Source organism: Enterococcus sp. AZ103, assembly GCF_051714685.1.
GTDB lineage: Bacteria > Bacillota > Bacilli > Lactobacillales > Enterococcaceae > Enterococcus_A > Enterococcus_A alishanensis.
In genome coordinates, this window is record NZ_JBIOSI010000001.1 from 1,903,394 (window position 1) to 1,925,661 (window position 22,268).

The following is a 22,268-nucleotide window of genomic DNA, read 5'->3' on the forward strand; positions in this document are numbered from 1 at the left end:
TTTTTAGAAAAATTAGAGGAGGACCATTTAAAATGGCAAACGTAACAGCTAAATTAGTAAAAGAATTACGCGATATGACAGGCGTAGGTATGATGGATGCTAAAAAAGCATTAGTAGAAGTAGAAGGCGACATGGACAAAGCTGTAGATTTTTTACGGGAAAAAGGAATGTCTAAAGCAGCTAAGAAAAATGATCGTATTGCAGCTGAAGGTTTAGCTTCAGTCGCAATCAACGGAAATTTTGCAGCAATTGTTGAAGTAAACTCAGAAACTGACTTTGTTTCAAAAAATGAAAAATTCCAAAACTTAGTAGCAGAAATCGCTAATTTAGTAGCTGAACATAAACCAGCTGATTTAGATGCAGCAATGGCTCTTAAAGCTTCAAATGGTACAATTTCTGAAGAATTAATCGAAGCAACACAAGTAATTGGTGAAAAAATCAGCTTCCGTCGTTTTAAAGTTTTAGAAAAAGCTGACAATGCTGCTTTCGGTGGTTACTTACACATGGGCGGTCGTATCGCTGTATTAACTGTTTTAGATGGTACAACTGACGAAGCGATTGCTAAAGATGTAGCAATGCATGTGGCAGCAATTAATCCTCGTTATGTAAACGAAAGCCAAATTCCAGCTGAAGAGTTAGAACATGAAAAATCAGTTTTAACTGAACAAGCTTTAAACGAAGGCAAACCTGAAAAAATCGTTGCGAAAATGGTTGAAGGCCGTCTAAACAAATTCAAAGCAGAAATTGCTTTAGTTGACCAACCATTCGTTAAAGATCCAGATATGACAGTTGAAAAATATGTTGAATCTAAAGGTGCTACAGTTAAAGACTTCGTTCGTTTTGAAGTTGGCGAAGGTATCGAAAAACGCGAAGATAACTTTGTTGAAGAAGTTATGAATCAAGTGAAAAAATAAAACTGTTTGAAAAAACAGGATTGGGAACGCATCTTTTGTGCGCTCCCTTTTTTTAAGCATAACTCAATAGGTTTCAGAGAAAATTTATGCTAAAATATGATTAGAGCAACTCTGGAGGTATGACAATGACAGAACCAAGATATCAACGCGTAGTATTAAAAATAAGTGGCGAAGCTTTAGCCGGCGATGAAAGATTTGGTATTAATCCACCAATTATCAAAGAAATCGTAGAAGAAATTAAAGAAGTTCACGAATTAGGTATCGAAATGGCAATTATTGTTGGTGGCGGAAATATTTGGCGTGGAAATGTAGGCGCACAGATGGGTATGGAACGTGCACAAGCAGATTATATGGGCATGTTGGCGACAGTGATGAATGCATTAGCGCTACAAGATGCGTTAGAAAATATTGGTGTACCAACCCGTGTACAAACATCAATCGAAATGCGTCAAATTGCCGAACCATATATTCGCCGTAAAGCAGAACGTCATTTAGAAAAAGGTCGGATTGTTATTTTTGCCGGTGGAACAGGGAATCCATATTTCTCTACTGACACTACTGCAGCATTACGTGCTGCTGAAATTGATGCAGATGTGATTTTAATGGCTAAAAATAATGTTGATGGTGTTTATTCAGCCGATCCTAAATTGGATGCAAATGCCGTTAAGTTCGATGAATTAACTCACTTAGATGTGATTGCTAAAGGATTGCAAGTAATGGATTCGACAGCAAGCTCTCTAAGTATGGATAATGATATTCCAGTCGTAGTTTTCAACTTAAACCAACCAGGTAATATTAAACGAGTTGTTTTGGGAGAAAATATCGGAACAACAGTGAGGGGGAAATAACATGGCAGATGCAGTCATGACAGAAGCAAAAGAAAAAATGAAAAAAGCTGAGGAAGCATTACAACGCCAACTTGGACAAATTAGAGCAGGTCGTGCAAATGCAAGCTTGCTAGATCGGATTACGGTTAACTATTATGGTGCACCAACACCGATTAATCAATTGGCTTCAATTACTATTCCAGAAGCACGGGTATTAATGATTACGCCTTTTGATAAAAGTACAATTGGAGATGTTGAAAAAGCTATTTTAGCTTCTGACATCGGTTTGAATCCAGCAAATGACGGCAATGTCATTCGTTTGGTGATTCCACAATTAACTGAAGAACGTCGTAAAGAATTGGCTAAAGATGTGAAAAAAGAAGCTGAAGGCGCAAAAATTGCTGTCCGTAATGTCCGCCGTGATGTAATGGAAACTTACAAAAAGCAACAAAAAGCCAGTGAAATCACAGAAGATGATTTACGTAATCTAGAAAAAGATATTCAAGCATTGACTGATGCAAGTGTGAAAGAAATCGATAGTATTATCGCTGACAAAGAAAAAGAATTGCTAGAAGGCTAATTCATTGTAAATTTCTTAGAGGAGAGCAAGTTCTTTTCTCTAAGATTTTTTTATTTCTTGAAAAAAGCTAAATATGATTGGTTTGTCATAGGAAAAAGCTTATTTTATTGCTATAATTGCATGTGAATTAAAACGCAGTTAAGAGGAGGAAAAAAATGGTCTTACGATTTTTTCCGCAAAAAGAAAAATATACACCAGAAAAAAGTCAATTAACCTTTGATCCTAAACAAGCTATTCCTAAACATATCGCGATTATCATGGATGGAAATGGTCGTTGGGCTAAAAATCGCCGTTTACCAAGAGTTGCTGGCCATAAAGAAGGCATGGAGACGGTTAAGAAAATTACGAAGCATGCCAATCGTTTAGGGGTAAAAGTATTAACTTTATATGCGTTTTCAACTGAAAATTGGAAGCGTCCCGATGATGAAGTTAACTTTTTGATGCAATTACCTGTCGACTTTTTTGATACTTTTGTGCCAGAGTTAATTGAAGAAAATGTGCAGGTCCATGTTATGGGCTACGAACAATATTTACCGGCCCATACACAAGATGCTGTAAAGCGAGCTATCGAACAGACTGCTACAAACGATGGTCTGGTCTTAAATTTTGCCTTGAATTATGGCAGCCGGGCAGAAATTTTAACAGCTGTAAAAGGTATTGCCACGGAAGTGCAAAACAATCATTTAGCCGTTGAGGAAATTGATGAAACGGTTATGGGTAATCATCTAATGACTGGGTTTTTACCTGAAGATTTGCGAGATCCCGAATTAGTAATTCGTACCAGTGGTGAAGAACGAATCAGTAATTTCTTATTATGGCAGTTAGCCTATAGCGAATTATTTTTTACTAAAGCGTTGTGGCCAGACTTTGATGGGGAACATTTAGAAACCGCCATTGCTGATTTTCAAAAGCGAAACCGACGCTTTGGTGGACTAGACAAGGAGGAGAAAAAATGAGAACAAGAGTAATTACTGCAGTTGTAGCTTTAGCTATTTTTATTCCAATATTATATGTTGGCGGAATAGCAGTCGAAATCGCAGCTGCTGTTCTAGCAGGTGTCGGTGTTTATGAACTTTTTAGAATGCGACAGCTAGCGATCTTAAGCTTTGAAGGAGTATTAGCCATTCTCGGATCAGTATTTTTAGTTTTTCCAATAAATAAATATCTTTCTTTCTTTGGAGATACAAGCAATTATTTATTATTCTATCTAACAGTGATGATTATTTTAGGATTTTCAGTCATTTCGAAAAATACCTATACTTTTGATGAAGCTGGTTTTCCAGTTTTAGTGAGTTTGTATGTGGGGATGGGTTTTCAAAATTTAGTTGTTGCTCGTTCAGCAGGATTAGCACTATTATTATTTGCCTTTTTTGTTGTTTGGGCGACTGATATCGGTGCCTATATGGTTGGTCGTAGATTTGGCAATCGGAAGCTATGGCCAGATATTTCACCAAATAAAACGGTAGAAGGTGCTTTAGGCGGAATTTTATCCGCAGTTGTTGTGGCAATCATTTTTGTTATCGCGATGCCGGGGATTTTCCAACATAATTTATTGACGATGATTATTTTTACAATTATCTTTTCAATTGTTGGTCAATTTGGTGATTTGGTAGAGTCAGCAATTAAACGGCATTACGGAGTAAAAGACTCAGGGAAAATTTTACCAGGTCATGGCGGCATTTTAGATCGTTTTGACAGTATGTTGTTTGTCTTTCCAATGATGCATTTACTTGGCATTTTTTAAACATAAATTTTGGAGCTATTAAGAAAGTTTTATTTCTTAATGGCTCTTTTTATAAATTTTTTTATCGGTGGATAAAGAAAGATAGGTCTTTTTTAATAAGTATGATAGACTAATAAACAAGAAAATCAGTGAAGGTAGAGGATTTTAATGCGTACAATTATTACGTTTTTGATTGTTTTTGGAGTGTTAGTGATTGTTCATGAATTTGGACATTTCTTTTTTGCAAAGCGAGCAGGAATTTTGGTTCGTGAATTTGCGATTGGTATGGGGCCAAAAATTTATGCTCATATGGGTAAAGATGGCACCACTTATACGATTCGTTTGCTACCAATTGGTGGTTATGTACGGATGGCGGGTTTGGAGGAAGAAGAAACAAACTTGACTCCTGGTATGCCACTTTCAGTTGAGCTGAGTCCTAAAGGTGAAGTACAGAGAATTAATGTTAGTAAAAAAATTCAGTTGCCAAATAGTGTACCAATGGAATTAATTGCTGCCGATTTAGTTGATGATTTAACTTTAAAAGGTTATGTTCACGGTGATGAGAGCCAAGAAGTCGTCTATCCTGTTAATCATGATGCAACTATCATTGAAGAAACTGGAACAGAAGTCCGAATTGCACCGAGAGATGTACAATTCCAATCAGCAAAATTAGGGTCAAGAATTTTAACAAACTTTGCTGGACCAATGAATAATTTTCTTTTAACGATTGTATTATTAATCGCGTTGGCCTTTATTCGTGGTGGCGTGCCAGTAACAAATACTAACCAAATTGGTACCGTTCAAGATAACAGTCCGGCAGAAGCTGCAGGTATAGCTGACGGGGATCGCATCTTATCGATTGATGGAGAAAAAATTAGTAGCTGGAATGATTTGACCGCTATTGTCACCCAAAATCCCGACAAAAAATTAACCATCGAATACAGTCATAATGGAAATAAAGAAACAACTACTTTAACTGCAAAAAGTGTCAAAAGTGGCAATGAAACCATTGGACAAATTGGTGTAACTAATGCCATGAAGACCGGAATTATCGATAAAATTGCCAGTGGTTTTACTGGAGCCTTTGCAATGGTTACCGGATTACTTTCTGCGTTAGGATCTTTATTCACAGGTTTTAGCTTAAATAAATTAGGTGGACCCGTCATGATTTATCAGTTGTCTTCTCAAGCAGCCAGTCAAGGAGTAGCTACGGTGATTAACTTAATGGCTTTCTTATCAATGAATTTAGGAATTGTTAATTTATTACCGATTCCAGCATTTGATGGTGGGAAAATTGTTTTAAACTTTATTGAAGGTATTCGCGGAAAACCGTTAGACCCTGAAAAAGAAGGCATGATCACGATGGTTGGATTTGCTTTTATTATGGTATTGATGGTTCTAGTAACTTGGAATGATATTCAACGTTTTTTCTTTTAAAAAAATTTAATGAAAGATGTGGCAGATATAATCGAGCCGCATCTTTTTGTTTTGTAATGCAAGAAATCGAAAAAAAAGTTATACTGAGAAGTACTTTAAATAAGTGAAGGAGATGTCAAGGTGTCTGAAAATCGCGAAATGTTTGAAAATTTATTACAACAAATTGAATTAGCTGATGAAGACCAGCAAAATTCTTTGATGCAAGAAGCAACGATTAAAGAAGTGGTAGTCCATCAAAATTCAAGAGTTTGGGAATTTTATATTCAAACACCTAAAATTTTACCGGCAGAATTATTTTTACGTTTTTATCATCATTTACAAATTGCCTTCAATCAAATTGCCAGTGTAAAACTACATATTGTTCCTTTAGAAAATAATTATGATGAAAAAATATTGCAAGCTTATTGGCAAATCGCGCTTAGAGAGCAAGATTGTGATACGCCATTAGTCAAACAAGTTTTGAGTAAGCCGTTGCCAGTTATTTCTGGTAACCAAATTATTTTGTTAATTGATAATCAACAAGTCATTCCATTTTTAAAGCAACAATATTTACCCTTAATAGAAGAAAATCTAGAAAATTTTGGCTTTCCAAAATTACGTATCGATCCAGAAGTTGACGAAGAACAGGCTCAACGAGTAGTCGAGCTTTTCGAAGAACGTAAAAAAGAGCAAGAAGCTGCAATGCAGGCCCAAGCAGCGGAAAGTATTGCTACTTACGAAAGCAAAAAGAAAGATAAAAAAGCGACTAGTCAAAGCGGTCCAATCCAAATGGGTAGAAATATTCCGACCGATGAAGTGATTACTCCAATGGGCAACATTATCGAAGAAGAACGTCGTGTAACCATTGAAGGCTTTATTTTTGATAAGGAAATCCGTGAGCTGCGTTCGAAACGCAAAATTTTAATCTTGAAAATGACAGATTATACCTCTTCTTTTGTCGTAAAGAAATTCTCCAACGGTGAAAAAGATGAGCAATTGTTTGATGCCATTCCTGAAAAAAGTTGGCTAAAAGTTCGAGGGAGTATTCAAGAAGATACTTTTATGCGAGATTTAGTTATGAATGCACAAGATTTACAGGAAGTAAAACATCCAGAAAGAACAGACAATGCCCCGGCAAAAAGAGTCGAATTACATTTACATTCAAATATGTCTACGATGGATGCTACCAATAATATTAAAGATTTAGTCGCTCAAGCTGGTAAATGGGGACACAAAGCAGTAGCTATTACCGATCACGCAGGAGCGCAATCATTTCCAGATGCCCATGCTGCTGGGAAAAAAGCAGGCGTAAAAATTTTATATGGTGTGGAAGCAAACGTTGTAGATGATGGTGTTGTGATTGCCTATAATGACAGTCATGTTGAATTAAATGAAGCAACTTATGTTGTTTTTGACGTAGAAACAACCGGGCTTTCAGCAGTTTACGATACAATTATTGAATTAGCTGCTGTAAAAATGCATAAAGGAAATGTCGTCGATACCTTTGAAGAATTTATCGATCCAGGCCATCCGTTATCAGAAACCACTATCAATCTAACTGGTATTACTGATGAAATGGTGAGGGGATCTAAATCAGAAAAAAAAGTCATGACACTCTTTGAGAAATTCAGTGAGGGTTCCATCCTAGTTGCCCACAATGCTTCTTTTGATATTGGCTTTATTAATACAACTTACGTTAGAAATAATATGCCAGAAACAAGCAATCCGGTAATTGATACTTTGGAATTGGCTCGATATCTGTACCCGCAATTTAAACGTTTTGGTCTAGGAGTCTTGACTAAGAAATTTGGAATTAATTTAGAACAGCATCACCGGGCAGTCTATGATGCCGAGGCAACTGGACATTTGGCTTGGATTTTCATCAAAGAAGCAATGGAAAATCATCAAATGTTTTATCATGATCAAGTCAATGATCATGTGGGAGAAGGTGATTCTTACAAACGAGCACGACCTTTTCACGTGACTTTATTGGCTAAAAATCAGACAGGACTAAAAGACTTATTCAAGTTAATCTCGATGTCTAACGTGAATTTCTTTGAAAGAGTTCCGCGAATTCCACGCTCTCAGTTAAAAAAATTGCGAGAAAACTTATTAGTCGGTTCAGCTTGTTCAAATGGTGAAATATTTGAAGCGATGATGCAAAAAGGTGTCGAAGAGGCAAAAAATAAAGCGAGTTTCTATGATTACATAGAAGTCATGCCTAAAGCTGTCTACGCACCGTTAATTGAACAAGAGTTAGTCAAAAACCAGGCTGATTTGGAAGATATTATTAAAAATATTATTCAAATTGGTAAGGATTTAGATAAAATCGTCGTAGCAACAGGTGACGTCCATTACTTAAATGAAGAAGATGGGATTTATCGCAAAATTTTGATTAGTTCAATGGGGGGAGCAAACCCATTAAATCGCCATTCTTTACCTGACGTTCATTTCAGAACAACTGATGAAATGTTGAGAGCTTTTAGCTTTTTAGGTGAAGCATTGGCACAAGAAATTGTGGTAACCAATACAAATGCGATTGCTGATATTTGTGAAGAAATTGTCCCAGTCAAAGATGAATTGTATACGCCGAAAATTCCTGGTTCAGAAGAAGAAATCAAAGAGTTGAGTTATTCGAAAGCCAAAGAATTATACGGCGATCCTTTACCGGAAATTATCGAAAAACGTTTAGAAAAAGAATTGACTTCTATTATTGGTAATGGTTTCTCAGTTATTTATTTGATCTCACAAAAACTAGTTCATAAAAGTAATGAAGATGGCTACTTAGTTGGTTCTCGTGGGTCAGTTGGCTCTAGTTTTGTAGCTACCATGACTGGAATTACCGAAGTGAATCCTTTGCCGCCTCATTACTATTGTCCAAATTGCCAGTATTCAGAATTTTTTGATGATGGCTCTTATGGTTCAGGTTTTGATATGCCGGAAAAAGCTTGTCCGAAATGCAGTACTCGTTTAAATAAAGATGGGCACGATATTCCTTTTGAAACGTTCTTAGGCTTCCATGGTGATAAAGTTCCCGATATTGATTTGAATTTTTCTGGCGATTATCAAGCCAAAGCCCATGATTATACCAAAGTTTTATTTGGTGAGGATTATGTGTTTAGAGCTGGAACAATTGGTACGGTAGCTGATAAAACGGCTTATGGCTTCGTAAAAGGTTATGAACGAGATCATAATTTACATTTTAGAAATGCTGAAATTGATCGTTTGGCTAAAGGTGCAACTGGCGTAAAGCGGACTACTGGTCAGCATCCAGGTGGGATTATTGTTATTCCTGATTACATGGATGTTTACGATTTTACGCCAATTCAATATCCGGCTGATGATCAAGGTTCTGAATGGAAGACGACCCATTTTGATTTCCATTCGATCCATGACAATGTTTTAAAACTAGATATTCTTGGACACGATGATCCGACGGTGATTCGGATGCTGCAAGAACTTTCAGGAATTGATCCGAAAACAATTCCGACAGATGATCAAGAAGTTATGAAAATTTTTTCTGGTCCCCATGTTTTAGGCGTGGAACCTGATCAAATTTTTTCTAAAACTGGGACCTTAGGTATTCCAGAATTTGGTACCCGTTTTGTACGGGGGATGTTGGAAGAAACGCGTCCAACTACTTTTGCAGAATTACTGCAAATTTCAGGGCTATCTCACGGAACCGATGTTTGGTTAGGCAATGCAGAAGAATTAATCTCGCGAGGAGAAGCAACATTGGCTGAAGTAATCGGTTGTCGGGATGATATCATGGTTTATTTAATTCATGCTGGTCTAGATTCTGGGATGGCTTTTAAGATTATGGAAACGGTACGTAAAGGTATGTGGAACAAAATTGATGATGAATTGCGAAATACTTATTTAGCAGCTATGAAAGAAAATAATGTACCTGATTGGTATATTGATTCTTGTTCAAAAATTAAGTATATGTTTCCGAAAGCCCATGCGGCAGCCTATGTATTAATGGCGTTACGGGTAGCTTATTTTAAAGTCTATTTCCCAATTTTATATTACTGTGCCTATTTTTCAGTACGGGCTGACGATTTTGATTTAGTCGCCATGGCGAAAGGTAAAGATGCAGTCAAAGCTGCTATGAAAGCCATCACTGATAAAGGAATGGATGCAACTACGAAAGAGAAAAATCAGTTGACGGTATTAGAATTGTGTAATGAAATGTTGGAACGTGGATTTTCATTTTCAATGATTGATTTATATAAATCCGATGCCCATGATTTTGTGATTGATGGAGATACTTTAATTGCTCCTTTTAGAGCAGTTCCAGGATTAGGGTTAAACGTAGCAAACCAAATTGTTGAAGCAAGAAAAGATGGTATTTTCTTATCGAAAGAAGATTTGGCTACTCGTGGCAAAGTCTCAAAAACGTTAATCGAGTATATGGACAATCAAGGAGTTCTGAAGGATCTACCTGATGAAAATCAGCTTTCACTTTTTGATATGTAAAGAAAAATGAAAGAAACAACATGCAATGAACCATCAGTTGAATTTTCTATAAATTTATGATAGTATTACAAAGTAATCAGATGAGTGAGTGAGGGAGAAATCCCTCACTCTTTTTAATGGATTGAAAAGGAGGCTACAGGCTTGAGCAGTGTAATCGAAACCGTGACAGATTTAGTTACGCCGATTGTTGACAAAGAAAATTTTGAATTAGTGGAAATTGAGTTTGTCAAAGAAGGGAAAAGTTGGTTTTTAAGAATTTTTATTGATAAAGAAGGTGGCATTGATATTGAAGAGTGTGCTTTTGTCAGTGAAAAATTAAGTGAGAAATTAGACGCGTTAGATCCCGATCCGATCCCCCAAGCTTATTTTCTGGAAGTTTCATCTCCTGGTGCAGAACGTCCATTGAAAAAAGAAGCCGACTATCAAAAGGCTTTAGGTGAGTATATCCATATTTCCCTTTATCAAAATATTGAAGGTGAAAAGCAATACGAAGGCTTCTTAAAAGAGTTGACCCAAGAAGAATTGACTTTGACTGTCAAAATTAAAACCCGAAAAAAAGACATTACATTTGATCGAAAAAATATCGCAAAAGCCCGTTTGGCAATTGAGTTTTAGGAGGAAAAATAAATGAGTAAAGAAATGCTTAATGCACTAGACACTCTGGAAGCAGAAAAAGGTATTTCTAAAGAAATCGTGATTGAAGCCCTTGAAGCAGCTTTAGTTTCCGCATATAAAAGACATTATGGACAAGCGCAAAATGTTGAAGTTGATTTCAACCAGAAAAAAGGAGACATTCACGTTTTTGCAGTCAAAGAAGTAACAGAAGAAGTGATGGACTCACAATTAGAAGTTTCTTTAAAAGAAGCCATGACAATCAATCCAGCTTACGAGATTGGTGACAAGATTCGGTTTGAAGTAACACCAAAAGACTTTGGTCGGATTGCTGCACAAACAGCAAAACAAGTTATTTTGCAACGGGTTCGTGAAGCAGAAAGAAACATTATTTACAATGAATACAGCGAATATGAAAATGACATTATGCAAGGAATCGTAGAACGTCAAGACAACCGCTATATTTATGTGAACTTAGGAAAGATTGAAGCTGTTTTATCTAAACAAGATCAAATTCCTAACGAACGTTATCAAGCCCATGATCGAATTAAAGTTTACGTTTCTCGCGTAGAAAACACTTCAAAGGGACCACAAGTCTTTGTTAGTCGTTCACATCCTGATTTATTGCGTCGCTTATTCGAACAAGAAGTACCAGAAGTTTACGATGGTACAGTTGAAATTGTTAGTATCGCTAGAGAAGCAGGCGATCGTGCAAAAGTAGCTGTTCGCTCGAATGATCCTAATATTGACCCAGTTGGTACTTGTGTTGGACCCAAAGGACAACGAGTACAAGCGATTGTCAATGAATTAAAAGGTGAAAATATGGATATTGTTGAATGGAATGAAGATCCGGCAGTATTTATTGCAAATTCTCTAAACCCAGCACAAGTTGAAGATGTCATTTTTGATGTTGAAAATCCGAAAATTTGTACGGTAGTTGTTCCTGATTACCAACTATCATTAGCAATCGGAAAACGGGGCCAAAATGCACGGTTAGCTGCAAAATTAACAGCTCACAAAATTGATATCAAAGCTGAATCGGATATGGAAGAATTTTATGCTAATTATGATGATGGTGATTTTGATGAATCAGCTGAAGCTTTAGCTGAGGTTCCTGAAGTAGAAGTTCCTGTTGAAGAAGTGACAGTTGAAGAAATTACACCAGATATGTCAACAGATGATATTGAAGAAGTAGCTTTTGATGAGGAAACGGAAAACTAGGAGGTCACTGATGAAAAAACGTAAAGTTCCTTTGAGAAAATCAGTCGTTTCAGGTGAGCTTTTTCCCAAAAAAGAATTGGTACGAATCACGAAATCAAAAGATGGTGAAGTAAGTTTAGATCCTACTGGCAAGATGCCGGGTCGCGGTGCATATGTTGCACTAGAACCTAGTGAAGTTGAAAAAGCCTGGGACAAACACTTATTAGATCGCGTTTTAGAGACTGAAATTAGTGATGCTTTTTATCAAGAATTATTGGATTATGTGAAACATCAAAAAGCTAGAAAAGAGCTTTTTAGTAATGAATAAACAAGTCTTAAACATGTTAGGGCTTGCTATGCGTGCAGGCAAACTGATTACTGGAGAAGAACTGACTATTCAAGCAATTCGCAAAAGCAAAGCGAAACTTGTGATTGTCTCAACTGATGCCAGTGAAAATACACAAAAGAAGTTAACTGACAAAAGTCAGTACTATAAAACGCCATGTGTCATCGCGTTAAGTGAGGATGAGGTGATTGCAGCCATTGGCAAACCGCGAAAAGTACTCGCAGTTGTTGATAATGGCTTTGCGAAAAAAATCATGACGTTAATAAAAGGTTAGGAAGGTGATTGCATGGGAAAAAAACGAGTATATGAATTTGCCAAAGAAATCAATCAATCAAGTAAAGAAGTTGTGGAGAAAGCCAATAAGCTAGGAATCCAAGTGACAAACCATATGGGTTCACTTTCAGGAGACGATGAAACCAAGCTGAAAAAGGCTTTTCAACCAGCTGATAAAGTAAACAATACTCCAGCAAAACCAGCAGCTAACCAGCACGAAAAAAATAAATTCCATGGGAAAAGTTCAAAAAATAATCCAAACTTTCAAAATAGAAAAGGAAATAAAGAAAACGTGAATCAAAACCAAAATAATGCAAGACCTAATCGCAACAATCAAAATAATCAAGGGAATCAAAATCGCCCGAATAATAACCAGGCGAATCGATCAGCCCAATCAACACAGAACAGTCGACCACAAAATAACCAACAAAGTCGACCAACTCAAAACGCTGGTGGATCAAACCGTCCAGCCCAAAATACTGGTGGACAAAATCGCCCGACTCAAGGCAATAATCAAAATCGTTCATCTCAAAATACGCAACAAAACAGACCGACTCAAAGCAACCAAAATAGAACGAATGCAAGTGGTCAAAATCATTCGCAACAAAGACCAAATAATCAAAACCGTCCAGCAGCAAATACAAATCAAAATCGTCCAACAAATACTGGACAACAAAACAGTAATCAAAATCGTTCAACTAATAATCAACAAAATCGTCCAACGACTAATAATCAACAAGGGACAAACCAGGGTGGACAAAGTAACACGCAAAATAAAAATAAAAAAACATACAGTAATAACAATCAAAATCGTAATAGCTACGGTGGAAATAGTTATGGTGGCAACCAAAATCGTCGTAACAAGTTCAACAAAAAAGGCAAAAAAGGTCGTCAACAACAAACCAGCAATAAACCGCCAGTGCCAGCACGTAAATTCCGTGAATTACCTGATGTATTAGAATATACTGATGGCATGAACGTGGCAGATATTGCTAAAAAGATTCACCGCGAGCCAGCGGAAATCATCAAAAAATTATTCATGATAGGTGTTATGGTCAACCAAAACCAACCATTGGATAAAGATACGATTGAACTTTTAGCAACTGACTATGGTATGGAAGCCGAAGAAAAAGTACAAGTGGATATTGCTGATATCGATCGGTTCTTTGAAGCTGAAAAAGTTGATGAAGACAAATTAGTACCACGTCCACCAGTTGTAACCATCATGGGTCACGTTGACCATGGTAAAACTACTTTGCTAGATACTTTACGTCATTCTCGAGTAACCAGTGGAGAAGCCGGCGGGATAACGCAACATATCGGTGCTTACCAAATCGATATTAACGGCAAACCAATTACTTTCTTAGATACTCCAGGTCACGCGGCCTTTACAAGCATGCGTGCTCGAGGAGCAAGTATTACAGATATTACTATTTTAGTAGTTGCTGCTGATGACGGAGTAATGCCTCAAACAATTGAAGCAATCAATCACGCGAAAGCGGCAGAAGTGCCAATCATCGTAGCAGTAAATAAGATTGATAAACCAGGCGCTAATCCACAACACGTGATGCAAGAATTAAGTGAGTACGAATTAATTCCTGAAGCATGGGGTGGCGACACAATCTTCGTGGAAATTTCTGCCAAATTCAATCAAAACATTGAAGAACTATTAGAAATGATTCTATTAGTTTCTGAAGTGGAAGATTTGAAAGCTAATCCTAAGCAAGCTGCCATCGGTACAGTTATCGAAGCCCGTTTAGATAAAGGTAAAGGCCCAGTTGCGACTTTATTAGTTCAAGAAGGAACTTTAAATGTCGGGGACCCAATCGTTGTGGGGAATACTTACGGACGTGTCCGAGTAATGACAAATGACATTGGTCGTCGTGATAAAACTGCTGGACCTGCGACACCAGTTGAAATTACTGGTTTAAATGATGTGCCTCAAGCAGGTGACCGTTTTGCCGTCTTTGCAGATGAAAAAACTGCACGTGCTGCCGGTGAAGAGCGAGCTAAACGCGCAATGTTGGTTCAACGAAATGCTAACCAAAGGGTAACTTTAGATAACTTGTTTGAATCATTAAAAGAAGGCGAATTAAAAGCTGTTAATGTCATTATTAAAGCGGACGTTCAAGGTTCTGCGGAAGCTTTAGCTGCTTCATTACAAAAAATTGATGTTGAAGGTGTTCGAGTAAATATCGTCCATTCAGCTGTAGGTGCCATTAACGAAAGTGATGTTACTTTAGCTGCAGCAAGTAATGCGATTATTATCGGATTCAATGTGCGTCCTACACCACAAGCGCGTCAACAAGCTGAAGGTGAAGAAGTTGATATTCGTTTACACCGTATCATTTATAAAGCCATCGAAGAAATCGAAACAGCTATGAAGGGTATGTTAGATCCAGAATTTGAAGAAAAAATTACTGGTCAAATGGTTATCCGTGAAACTTACAAAGTTTCTAAAGTTGGAACGATTGCTGGATGTTATGTGACTGAAGGTTCAATCCAACGAGATAGTGGAATTCGATTAATCCGTGAAGGAATTGTTATTTTTGAAGGCAAACTTGCTAGCTTGAAACGTTTCAAGGATGACGTGAAAGAAGTTAAAATGGGCTACGAATGTGGCGCTATGATTGAAAAATTCAATGATGTAAAAGTTGACGATATTATTGAAGGCTTCATCATGCAAGAAATCGAACAAAAATAAAAAGTTAGATTTTAAGTAAATATTATCTGAATAAAGGGAGTTACATGATGCCAAACTATCGTGATCGTCGTGTGGCCCAAGAGATTCTAAAAGAAGTGAATGATATTTTACGTAAAAGAGTGCGTGACCCTAGATTGCAAGATGTAAATATTACTGATGTACATGTGACGGGTGATTTGCAACAAGCAACTATCTTTTACAGTTTATTATCTGAAAAAGCTTCTGATAAACAAAAAGCTCAAGCTGGTCTTGATAAAGCAAAAGGTTTGATTCGGCGAGAATTGGGCCAAGCATTATCGATTTATAAAACACCAGAATTGTTTTTTGAACTAGATGAATCTGTTGAATATGGGTCAAAAATCGACCAAATGTTAAGAAATCTGAATAAAGAATAATCTGTGAAAAAATCTGGACAATTCTGTTCAGATTTTTTTGCATTTTTCATGAAATCCTGTTACAGTTACCATTGTTAAAAAGATTCCTTTTTTTATCAAATCTAGGAGGCAATTAAAATGACCATCAATTTTGATGAAAAAATGCGGCAGCTTCATGAAGAGTTTGGCGGCATTTCACCTGAAGAAAAAAAAGAATTAAAACTACGCTTAAAGAAGAATAATTTATTAGCCTTCAGAAAAATTGAAAAAATCAAACATGACTTATTGCGTTTAGAAGCTAAACGAGGACAATTATGTTGTACCGTCAGTCATGAAGCAGAAATTCAAGAATTGGAAGATAAGATCATCCAAAAAAAACGTGAATTTCTTACAATTCTCATTAAAGCAAAACAAACTAAAATTAAAAGATAAGAGGTGATTCAATGGGTTTAATTGAAATAATCATTGTAATCGCCATCGCTATCACACTTTCAAATATTATCGCAAAAATACTTCCCAATATTCCTATTTTTATGATTCAGATATTATTAGGAATTCTCCTAGGTTTTACTGAACTTGGACGTTCAATAACCTTTGAGCCGGAAGTATTTTTGGTGATGATTATTGCTCCTTTACTATTTCGTGAAGGTGAAACTGCAGATATTCCATCCATTTTGAGACATTTTAAAATTATTCTGTTGTTAGCCTTTGGTGGAGTTATTTTAACGATTGTTGGATTGGGGTTTGCCCTCAAAGGATTGATTCCGACCATTCCGATTGCAGCTTGTTTAGCCTTTGGTGCATCATTGGGCCCGACAGATGCTGTGGCTGTGGGATCTTTAGCCAAACGTTTAAATATTCCTAATTCTGTTATGCATGTGTTAGAAGGAGAAGGATTAATTAATGATGCAACTGGGGTAACAGCTTTTCAGTTTGCTCTGGCGGCTTTATTAACTGGACAGTTTTCTCTAGTGGATGCTAGTGGCACATTATTATTTTCTAGTATTGCTGGTGCGTTAGCAGGATTTGCTGTGGTTTTTATCAAACGACAAATTACGAATTTAATTGAACGTATTTCGGCTCAAGATATTTCGGCTTATTTCATGATTGAATTAATTTTGCCTTTTGCAGCTTATTTTGTGGCGGAGTTATTTCACGCTTCAGGAATTATTGCAGCAGTGGTTACTGGTGTATTGGAAGCGGCAGGTTTTAGAAAAATCACTTTATTCGATGCGCAATTGTCAAATATTACTGAAAGTACTTGGGGAACGATTAGTTTTACTTTAAATGGTTTGGTATTTATATTTCTAGGTATTGAATTAACTCAAGTATTTTCTCCGGTATGGACTAACCGCAGCTATTCAAATCTGCATTTAGTAACGATAGTGTTATTATTAACTGCGTTATTATTTGTCTTGCGTTTTTTATTTGTAACAGTCTACTACGTATGTACAAAGGGCTTTAAAAATACTCATCGTCATATTCGAGAACGATTACTGCTGACTTTTGGTGGTGTAAAGGGAACAGTCAGTATTGCTACAATCTTTATTTTGCCAGCGACAATTAATGGTTTAGAGTTTCGAGATCGTTCACTACTGTTGTTTATTACGGCTTCGGTTACCTTTTTCACTTTAATTATCGGGACTTTTGTCTTGCCTCTTTTATCGGATGGTGAAAAAGTACCAGAACTAGAACCTAAATTAATGGGTATTTTTCGAGAAGTCATTGATAATTTAGAATCAGACTTGAATCAAAATGAATTAAGTGAAAAGGAGCAATTTGCTCTTCAGGCGGTGATTGCAAACTATCAAGACCGCATTCAAGAGGCGTTTAATAATGCAATGCCAGAGAGCAGCCAGCAAGAATTCCAAGAGATTCAAGCACTAATTATTTCTGTGGAGCAAGATGGCTTAGATGAAAGCTTTAGAAATCGGACCATCAATATCAATGCATATCGCTTATATTCTCGCTTTATATCAAATGTTGAATCCTCTGTGGCTAAACAGTTGCTCTCTTTCCTAAGCTTTTGGTTAATCTTTGTGAGACGCTTAATACGGATTATTCTACATCCTAAATTGGCTTGGCAAAGACGTCAGAAACGAGAAGAAATTGTTAGCAATATTGATATAAATGCTTTGAAATCAATATTTGAACGGAATAGTCAAATTATTTTAGATTCATTAGATAATTTAAGAGATGTATATGATGAAGAGTTAATCGATTTTTTTATCGCTACGCGAGAAAATTTGATGTTGCAGGTTGAAGGTGGCGGACTTTTTGGGACTTTTTTAATCCAACAAGATCCGATTTATTCAAAGGAATTGATTCGAGGCTATTATTTAGAGCGTAAAGTCATTGATGAGTTCGAAGGAGCTGGAGAAATCTCAACTTTTTCAGCGAATGAATACCGTCATCGGGTGAACCTTTTGGAGTCTTATGCGATGAAAAAAACTACCGAGTCGAGCGTTCATTTTCGCTTTAGAAATAAAAAACAGATTGCAAAGGAAAAAGCAGATAATCTTGAAGATCATTAATTAAAAAGGTGTCAGAATAAAGAGGCAAAATCTTTTTGTTCTGACACCCTTTTTTTGCTATGCTATAATATGTGAGTTGAATAAGAAACGAGGAAATGTAAATGGATGGCATTTTACCGCTATGGAAAGAACGCGGCATGACCAGTCATGATTGCGTATTTAAATTAAGAAAAATTTTGCAGACAAAAAAAGTTGGACATGGAGGAACCTTAGATCCTGATGTCGATGGTGTCTTACCAATCTGTATTGGTAAAGGCACAAAAGTCATAGAATATTTGCAAGACAATGGGAAAATTTATCAAGGAGAAATTACTTTAGGTTTTTCGACGACTACAGAAGATGCATCAGGCGAGATTGTGGAGAAAAAAGAGGTGAAAGAACCTCTATCAACCGAAGAAATCGATCAAATGATGACAAGTTTTATCGGTACAATTATTCAGGTACCTCCAATGTTTTCAGCTGTCAAGGTGAAGGGCAAAAGGCTTTACGAGTATGCTCGCGCTGGTGAAACTGTCGAAAGACCAATTCGACAAGCTGAAATTAAAAGCTTTGAACGTATTAGTGAGCCAATCTATAATCTAGAAAAGCATACTTTTTCTTGGCGTTTTCAAGTAGACTGTGGCAAAGGAACTTACGTCAGAACATTGGCAGTTGATTTAGGAGAAAAGTTGGGTTATCCAGCCCATATGTCTGACTTAACCCGTTTGGCCAGTGGCGGTTACTCAGCAGGACAGGCGAGAACCCTAGCTCAAGTAGCTGAATTAATGGAAAATAATCAAATGAATCAAGCATTACAGCCAATCGAATCGGCAGTAACAGATTTTCCAAGAGTCAATTTGACTGACAATCAATGGCAGAAAGTAAAAAATGGGCAATTAATGCCAATTAAAGAATTTGGTTACAAGCAATTGCCTGCGCCATTAATTGCTTTTTTTTATCAAGATCAATTGGTTAGTCTATATCAGCAACATCCAGAAAAAAACTGGTTATTAAAACCTAGTAAAGTCATTCGAAATGAACAGGAGTCAAATTAATGGAAGTAATTAAACTACATCATCCTTATCAAAAAGCGATGATTCCCGATGATGATGTCGTATTGGTTTTGGGCTTTTTTGATGGTGTGCATCGAGGACACCAAGAAGTTATTGAAAAAGGTAAACAAATTGCGCATGAGCGGAACTTAAAACTCGCAGTCATGACTTTCAATCAACATCCTGCAGTTGTATTTAGTAAAGTAAAAGAGACACCGATTAAGTATTTATCGACCTTAAAACAAAAAGAAGTTTTAATGAAAAATTTAGGTGTTGATTATTTATATGAAGTGGCCTTTACCTCTGCATTTGCTGGACAGGATCCGCAGAAATTTGTTGATGAATATATAGTTGCGCTTCATGGGAAAGTCGCAGTAGTAGGATTTGATTATACTTATGGCGGTAAAGGAAAAGATGCCGATGTTGATCACTTGCCGATCTATGCTAAAAATCGTTTCGAAACAGTTGTTGTTTCAGAAAAAACTAAAGACAGTGAAAAAATCTCTTCCTCTCGCATTCGCCAATTGTTATCAGAGGGCGATTTAGAGGCGGCAAATGAATTATTAGGTTATGTCTATGAAACTAAAGGAACTGTTATCCATGGTGATGCTAGAGGACGCACGCTAGGTTATCCAACAGCCAATATTTTAATTGATCATGATATTCTTTTACCTAAAGAGGGCGTGTATGCCAATGAGATTTTTGTCGGCAATAAGTGGTATCAGGCAATGGGATCGATTGGACATAATGATACTTTTGAAGCAAATCGTCCCTTAACAGTTGAGTTGAATATTTTAGATTTTGACCAAGATATCTATGGAGAAAAAGTAAAAGTTCGTTGGTATCATTTGCTTAGAGGTCAAGTAGCATTTTCATCGGCAGAGGAACTAATTCAACAATTAGAGCAAGACAAAGAGAATACGTGTAAATATTTTGAACTCATCAAGTAGTTATTGATGAGTTTTTTTGCAAAAACTATTAGAATAACTAAAAAATATTTTGATCGCGTGTGATTTCTTCTATATAATAAAGATATCAATCATTGACGGGAGTGAGTTAATGGCAGTTTTATTAGGAGTTATTTCAGCTTTTTTCTTTTCGATAACTTTTGTTTTAAACCAAGTGATGTCTCTAGATGGCGGCGATTGGCTTTGGACTGCCGCACTCCGTTATTTAATTATGCTGCCATTTTTCTTTTTTATCGTAGCAAGAAAAAGACATCAGCTTCGAAAAGTCTTTAATGAGATCAAACGCTCACCTTTACGCTGGATTTTATGGAGTCAAGTTGGTTTTGGTTTGTTTTATGTTCCGCTGACTTTTGCGTCCACCTTGGCACCTGGCTGGTTAGTGGCGAGTACCTGGCAGATTACAATTATTGCTGGTAGTATCTTGGCACCGTTCTTAGCAAAAACGAATCAAGCAAAAATAGACAGTCACATGACAACCTTTGATTTGTTTTGTTTTGCAGTTATTTTATTTGGAATAGTATTGGTGGAATCCAGTCATTTTTCTGCTAGTTCTTGGCAAAATAGTTTACTAGCTTTTTTTGTTGTTTTAGTCGCAGCTTTTGCTTATCCATTAGGCAATCGAAAAGTTATGTTGTTAAATGTGGAAGGGAGCAATTTAACAACGATGGAAAGAATTTTAGCGATGCTTATTTGTAGTTTGCCAACTTGGCTTATTTGCAGCGTTATCGCGTTCGTACGTAGTGGCTTGCCGAGTCAAAGCCAGGTAACGGCAAGTTTTATTGTAGCACTTTCATCAGGAGTGATTGCTACTTATTTGTTTTTCCGAGGTACCCAAATGGTGCATGATAATTTGCGATTACTTGCCACGACAGAAGCAACGCAGTCATTAGAAGTAGTTTTTTCCGTTTTATTAGGAATTATTATTTTAGGAGATCCATTACCAAATATTGTGACTTTTTTTGGTCTCGCATGTATTGTTGCTGGGATGAGTATAAAAGTAATGCGTTGAAACATCCATCTATTTGGATGTTTTTTTATTTAATGATTCATGTTAAACTTTGTTAGCAGATTCAACAAGGAGACCGAGAAATGAACCAAATGAACCGAGCAACGTCTGCCTATATTCATATCCCTTTTTGTCAACATCTATGTTATTACTGTGACTTTAATAAAGTTTTTATTGAGGGGCAACCGGTAGATGAATATATTGCAGCTGTCTTAAATGAAACAAAATTACAGTTAATCGAATATCCAGTGGAAAATGTTCCCACCATTTATGTTGGTGGAGGTACACCAACATCTCTTTCAGCCAATCAATTAGAGGTTTTATTGAAAGGCTTAAGGGAAATTCTGCCCTATAGTGAAGGTGAATTTACGGTTGAAGCAAATCCGGGAGATTTAACCGAAGAAAAACTTCAAGTTTTTAAGAATAATGGTGTGAATCGTGTATCAATGGGTGTTCAGACTTTTGATAATCATTTATTAAGAAAAATTGGGCGAAAACATACCGCTGAAGATGTCTATGATTCAATCAAATTGCTGGATAAAATGGACTTTAATAATATCACGATTGATTTAATCTACGCTCTGCCGGGACAAACATTAGAAAGTTTTCGTGAGACGATTCAGCAAGCTTTGGCTTTAGATTTGCCGCATTATGCGTTGTATTCTTTAATTTTGGAAAATAAAACAATGTTTATGAATTGGATTCGTAAAGGAAAAATGATTTTACCGGAGCAAGATATCGAAGCGCAAATGTATTTAGAAGTGATGGAAGCATTGGAAAAAGCCGGCAAAAAACAATATGAAATCAGTAATTTCGCTCAACCCGGCTATGAAAGTCAACACAATATGGTTTACTGGAACAATCAAAATTATTTTGGAATTGGTGCGGGAGCTAGTGGGTATTTAGGAGATAAACGCTATAAAAATCGTGGACCGATTCAACATTATTTACAGCCTCTAAAAGAGGATCAATTACCGATTATTGAAGAAGAATTTTTGACTGTTAAAAGCCAAATAGAAGAGGAACTATTTTTAGGTTTACGAAAAAAAGAAGGCGTGTCTAAAGAAAAATTTAAAGAACGCTTTGGTAGAAGAATTGAAGATATTTATTCACTAGTCATTGAAGAATTAGTCAATGAAAAATTGCTTCAAATCAGTGATCAACGAATCTTTTTAACTCAGGCAGGTATGTTTAAAGGCAATGAAGTCTTTGAAAAATTTTTAATTGATGATGCGATTAGCACTCTTTAATAGAGAGTGCTAATTTTTTTGTCTTTTCTCT

The 22,268-nt window shown here is 36.5% G+C and carries 19 protein-coding genes; all 19 read left to right on the forward strand.

Translation table 11 applies throughout. The features are described from left to right. Window positions 1-32: 32 nt before the first annotated feature. Window positions 33-914, forward strand: coding sequence for a translation elongation factor Ts (gene tsf, locus ID741_RS09550; protein WP_218325017.1), 882 nt, complete (start codon window positions 33-35; stop codon window positions 912-914). A 125-nt stretch (window positions 915-1,039) separates the two neighbouring features. Continuing rightward, window positions 1,040-1,762: a UMP kinase gene (gene pyrH, locus ID741_RS09555; protein ID WP_218325018.1), complete on the forward strand. Its 723-nt coding sequence runs from the start codon at window positions 1,040-1,042 to the stop codon at window positions 1,760-1,762. Window position 1,763: 1 nt separating this feature from the next. Continuing rightward, window positions 1,764-2,321, forward strand: a complete 558-nt coding sequence (gene frr / locus ID741_RS09560) for a ribosome recycling factor (RefSeq protein WP_218325019.1) — start codon at window positions 1,764-1,766, stop codon at window positions 2,319-2,321. Window positions 2,322-2,476: 155 nt separating this feature from the next. Further along, window positions 2,477-3,277, forward strand: a complete 801-nt coding sequence (locus ID741_RS09565) for an isoprenyl transferase (protein ID WP_218325020.1) — start codon at window positions 2,477-2,479, stop codon at window positions 3,275-3,277. Beyond that, the gene (locus ID741_RS09570) at window positions 3,274-4,065 is read left to right on the forward strand and encodes a phosphatidate cytidylyltransferase (protein WP_438719817.1); all 792 of its coding nucleotides are present in this window, start codon (window positions 3,274-3,276) and stop codon (window positions 4,063-4,065) included. The genes ID741_RS09565 and ID741_RS09570 overlap by 4 nt, the downstream gene beginning before the upstream one ends. A gap of 147 nt (window positions 4,066-4,212) precedes the next feature. Further along, window positions 4,213-5,481 carry an RIP metalloprotease RseP gene (gene rseP, locus ID741_RS09575; RefSeq protein WP_218325022.1) on the forward strand — a complete coding sequence of 423 codons (1,269 nt, stop codon included), beginning with the start codon at window positions 4,213-4,215 and terminating at the stop codon, window positions 5,479-5,481. A gap of 120 nt (window positions 5,482-5,601) precedes the next feature. Beyond that, complete coding sequence (locus ID741_RS09580) at window positions 5,602-9,939, forward strand: PolC-type DNA polymerase III (protein WP_438719818.1); 4,338 nt, start codon at window positions 5,602-5,604, stop codon at window positions 9,937-9,939. 141 nt (window positions 9,940-10,080) lie between these two features. Further along, the gene (gene rimP, locus ID741_RS09585) at window positions 10,081-10,554 is read left to right on the forward strand and encodes a ribosome maturation factor RimP (RefSeq protein ID WP_218325024.1); all 474 of its coding nucleotides are present in this window, start codon (window positions 10,081-10,083) and stop codon (window positions 10,552-10,554) included. Between the two features lie 12 nt (window positions 10,555-10,566). Continuing rightward, complete coding sequence (gene nusA, locus ID741_RS09590; RefSeq protein WP_218325025.1) at window positions 10,567-11,772, forward strand: transcription termination factor NusA; 1,206 nt, start codon at window positions 10,567-10,569, stop codon at window positions 11,770-11,772. 10 nt (window positions 11,773-11,782) lie between these two features. After that, window positions 11,783-12,079: an RNase P modulator RnpM gene (rnpM, locus tag ID741_RS09595; RefSeq protein WP_438719819.1), complete on the forward strand. Its 297-nt coding sequence runs from the start codon at window positions 11,783-11,785 to the stop codon at window positions 12,077-12,079. Further along, window positions 12,072-12,371, forward strand: a complete 300-nt coding sequence (locus tag ID741_RS09600) for a YlxQ-related RNA-binding protein (RefSeq protein ID WP_218325027.1) — start codon at window positions 12,072-12,074, stop codon at window positions 12,369-12,371. The genes rnpM and ID741_RS09600 overlap by 8 nt, the downstream gene beginning before the upstream one ends. Before the next feature lie 12 nt (window positions 12,372-12,383). Then, window positions 12,384-15,074, forward strand: a complete 2,691-nt coding sequence (infB, locus tag ID741_RS09605; RefSeq protein ID WP_218325028.1) for a translation initiation factor IF-2 — start codon at window positions 12,384-12,386, stop codon at window positions 15,072-15,074. 47 nt (window positions 15,075-15,121) lie between these two features. Next, entirely contained in the window at window positions 15,122-15,469 is a 348-nt protein-coding gene (gene rbfA, locus ID741_RS09610; protein ID WP_438719820.1) for a 30S ribosome-binding factor RbfA, read from the forward strand. A 117-nt stretch (window positions 15,470-15,586) separates the two neighbouring features. Beyond that, window positions 15,587-15,880, forward strand: coding sequence for a hypothetical protein (locus tag ID741_RS09615; protein ID WP_218325030.1), 294 nt, complete (start codon window positions 15,587-15,589; stop codon window positions 15,878-15,880). Window positions 15,881-15,891: 11 nt separating this feature from the next. Continuing rightward, entirely contained in the window at window positions 15,892-17,982 is a 2,091-nt protein-coding gene (locus ID741_RS09620; RefSeq protein WP_218325031.1) for a cation:proton antiporter, read from the forward strand. A gap of 101 nt (window positions 17,983-18,083) precedes the next feature. Beyond that, on the forward strand, window positions 18,084-19,016 hold the full coding sequence (gene truB / locus ID741_RS09625; protein ID WP_438719821.1) for a tRNA pseudouridine(55) synthase TruB: 933 nt from the start codon (window positions 18,084-18,086) through the stop codon (window positions 19,014-19,016). Further along, window positions 19,016-19,963, forward strand: a complete 948-nt coding sequence (gene ribF, locus ID741_RS09630; RefSeq protein WP_218325033.1) for a riboflavin biosynthesis protein RibF — start codon at window positions 19,016-19,018, stop codon at window positions 19,961-19,963. The genes truB and ribF overlap by 1 nt, the downstream gene beginning before the upstream one ends. A gap of 109 nt (window positions 19,964-20,072) precedes the next feature. Next, entirely contained in the window at window positions 20,073-20,990 is a 918-nt protein-coding gene (locus ID741_RS09635; protein ID WP_438719822.1) for a DMT family transporter, read from the forward strand. Window positions 20,991-21,079: 89 nt separating this feature from the next. Further along, window positions 21,080-22,237, forward strand: coding sequence for a radical SAM family heme chaperone HemW (hemW, locus tag ID741_RS09640; protein WP_438720462.1), 1,158 nt, complete (start codon window positions 21,080-21,082; stop codon window positions 22,235-22,237). The last annotated feature ends 31 nt before the right edge of the window (window positions 22,238-22,268 follow it).

What these genes read in the sequence shown, in the direction of transcription:
- tsf (WP_218325017.1), top strand. Translation starts at nt 33, where the DNA reads ATGGCAAACGTAACAGCTAAATTAGTAAAAGAATTACGCGATATGACA.
- pyrH (WP_218325018.1), top strand. Translation starts at nt 1,040, where the DNA reads ATGACAGAACCAAGATATCAACGCGTAGTATTAAAAATAAGTGGCGAA.
- frr (WP_218325019.1), top strand. Translation starts at nt 1,764, where the DNA reads ATGGCAGATGCAGTCATGACAGAAGCAAAAGAAAAAATGAAAAAAGCT.
- ID741_RS09565 (WP_218325020.1), top strand. Translation starts at nt 2,477, where the DNA reads ATGGTCTTACGATTTTTTCCGCAAAAAGAAAAATATACACCAGAAAAA.
- ID741_RS09570 (WP_438719817.1), top strand. Translation starts at nt 3,274, where the DNA reads ATGAGAACAAGAGTAATTACTGCAGTTGTAGCTTTAGCTATTTTTATT.
- rseP (WP_218325022.1), top strand. Translation starts at nt 4,213, where the DNA reads ATGCGTACAATTATTACGTTTTTGATTGTTTTTGGAGTGTTAGTGATT.
- nusA (WP_218325025.1), top strand. Translation starts at nt 10,567, where the DNA reads ATGAGTAAAGAAATGCTTAATGCACTAGACACTCTGGAAGCAGAAAAA.
- rnpM (WP_438719819.1), top strand. Translation starts at nt 11,783, where the DNA reads ATGAAAAAACGTAAAGTTCCTTTGAGAAAATCAGTCGTTTCAGGTGAG.
- ID741_RS09600 (WP_218325027.1), top strand. Translation starts at nt 12,072, where the DNA reads ATGAATAAACAAGTCTTAAACATGTTAGGGCTTGCTATGCGTGCAGGC.
- infB (WP_218325028.1), top strand. Translation starts at nt 12,384, where the DNA reads ATGGGAAAAAAACGAGTATATGAATTTGCCAAAGAAATCAATCAATCA.
- rbfA (WP_438719820.1), top strand. Translation starts at nt 15,122, where the DNA reads ATGCCAAACTATCGTGATCGTCGTGTGGCCCAAGAGATTCTAAAAGAA.
- ID741_RS09615 (WP_218325030.1), top strand. Translation starts at nt 15,587, where the DNA reads ATGACCATCAATTTTGATGAAAAAATGCGGCAGCTTCATGAAGAGTTT.
- ID741_RS09620 (WP_218325031.1), top strand. Translation starts at nt 15,892, where the DNA reads ATGGGTTTAATTGAAATAATCATTGTAATCGCCATCGCTATCACACTT.
- truB (WP_438719821.1), top strand. Translation starts at nt 18,084, where the DNA reads ATGGATGGCATTTTACCGCTATGGAAAGAACGCGGCATGACCAGTCAT.
- ribF (WP_218325033.1), top strand. Translation starts at nt 19,016, where the DNA reads ATGGAAGTAATTAAACTACATCATCCTTATCAAAAAGCGATGATTCCC.
- ID741_RS09635 (WP_438719822.1), top strand. Translation starts at nt 20,073, where the DNA reads ATGGCAGTTTTATTAGGAGTTATTTCAGCTTTTTTCTTTTCGATAACT.
- hemW (WP_438720462.1), top strand. Translation starts at nt 21,080, where the DNA reads ATGAACCGAGCAACGTCTGCCTATATTCATATCCCTTTTTGTCAACAT.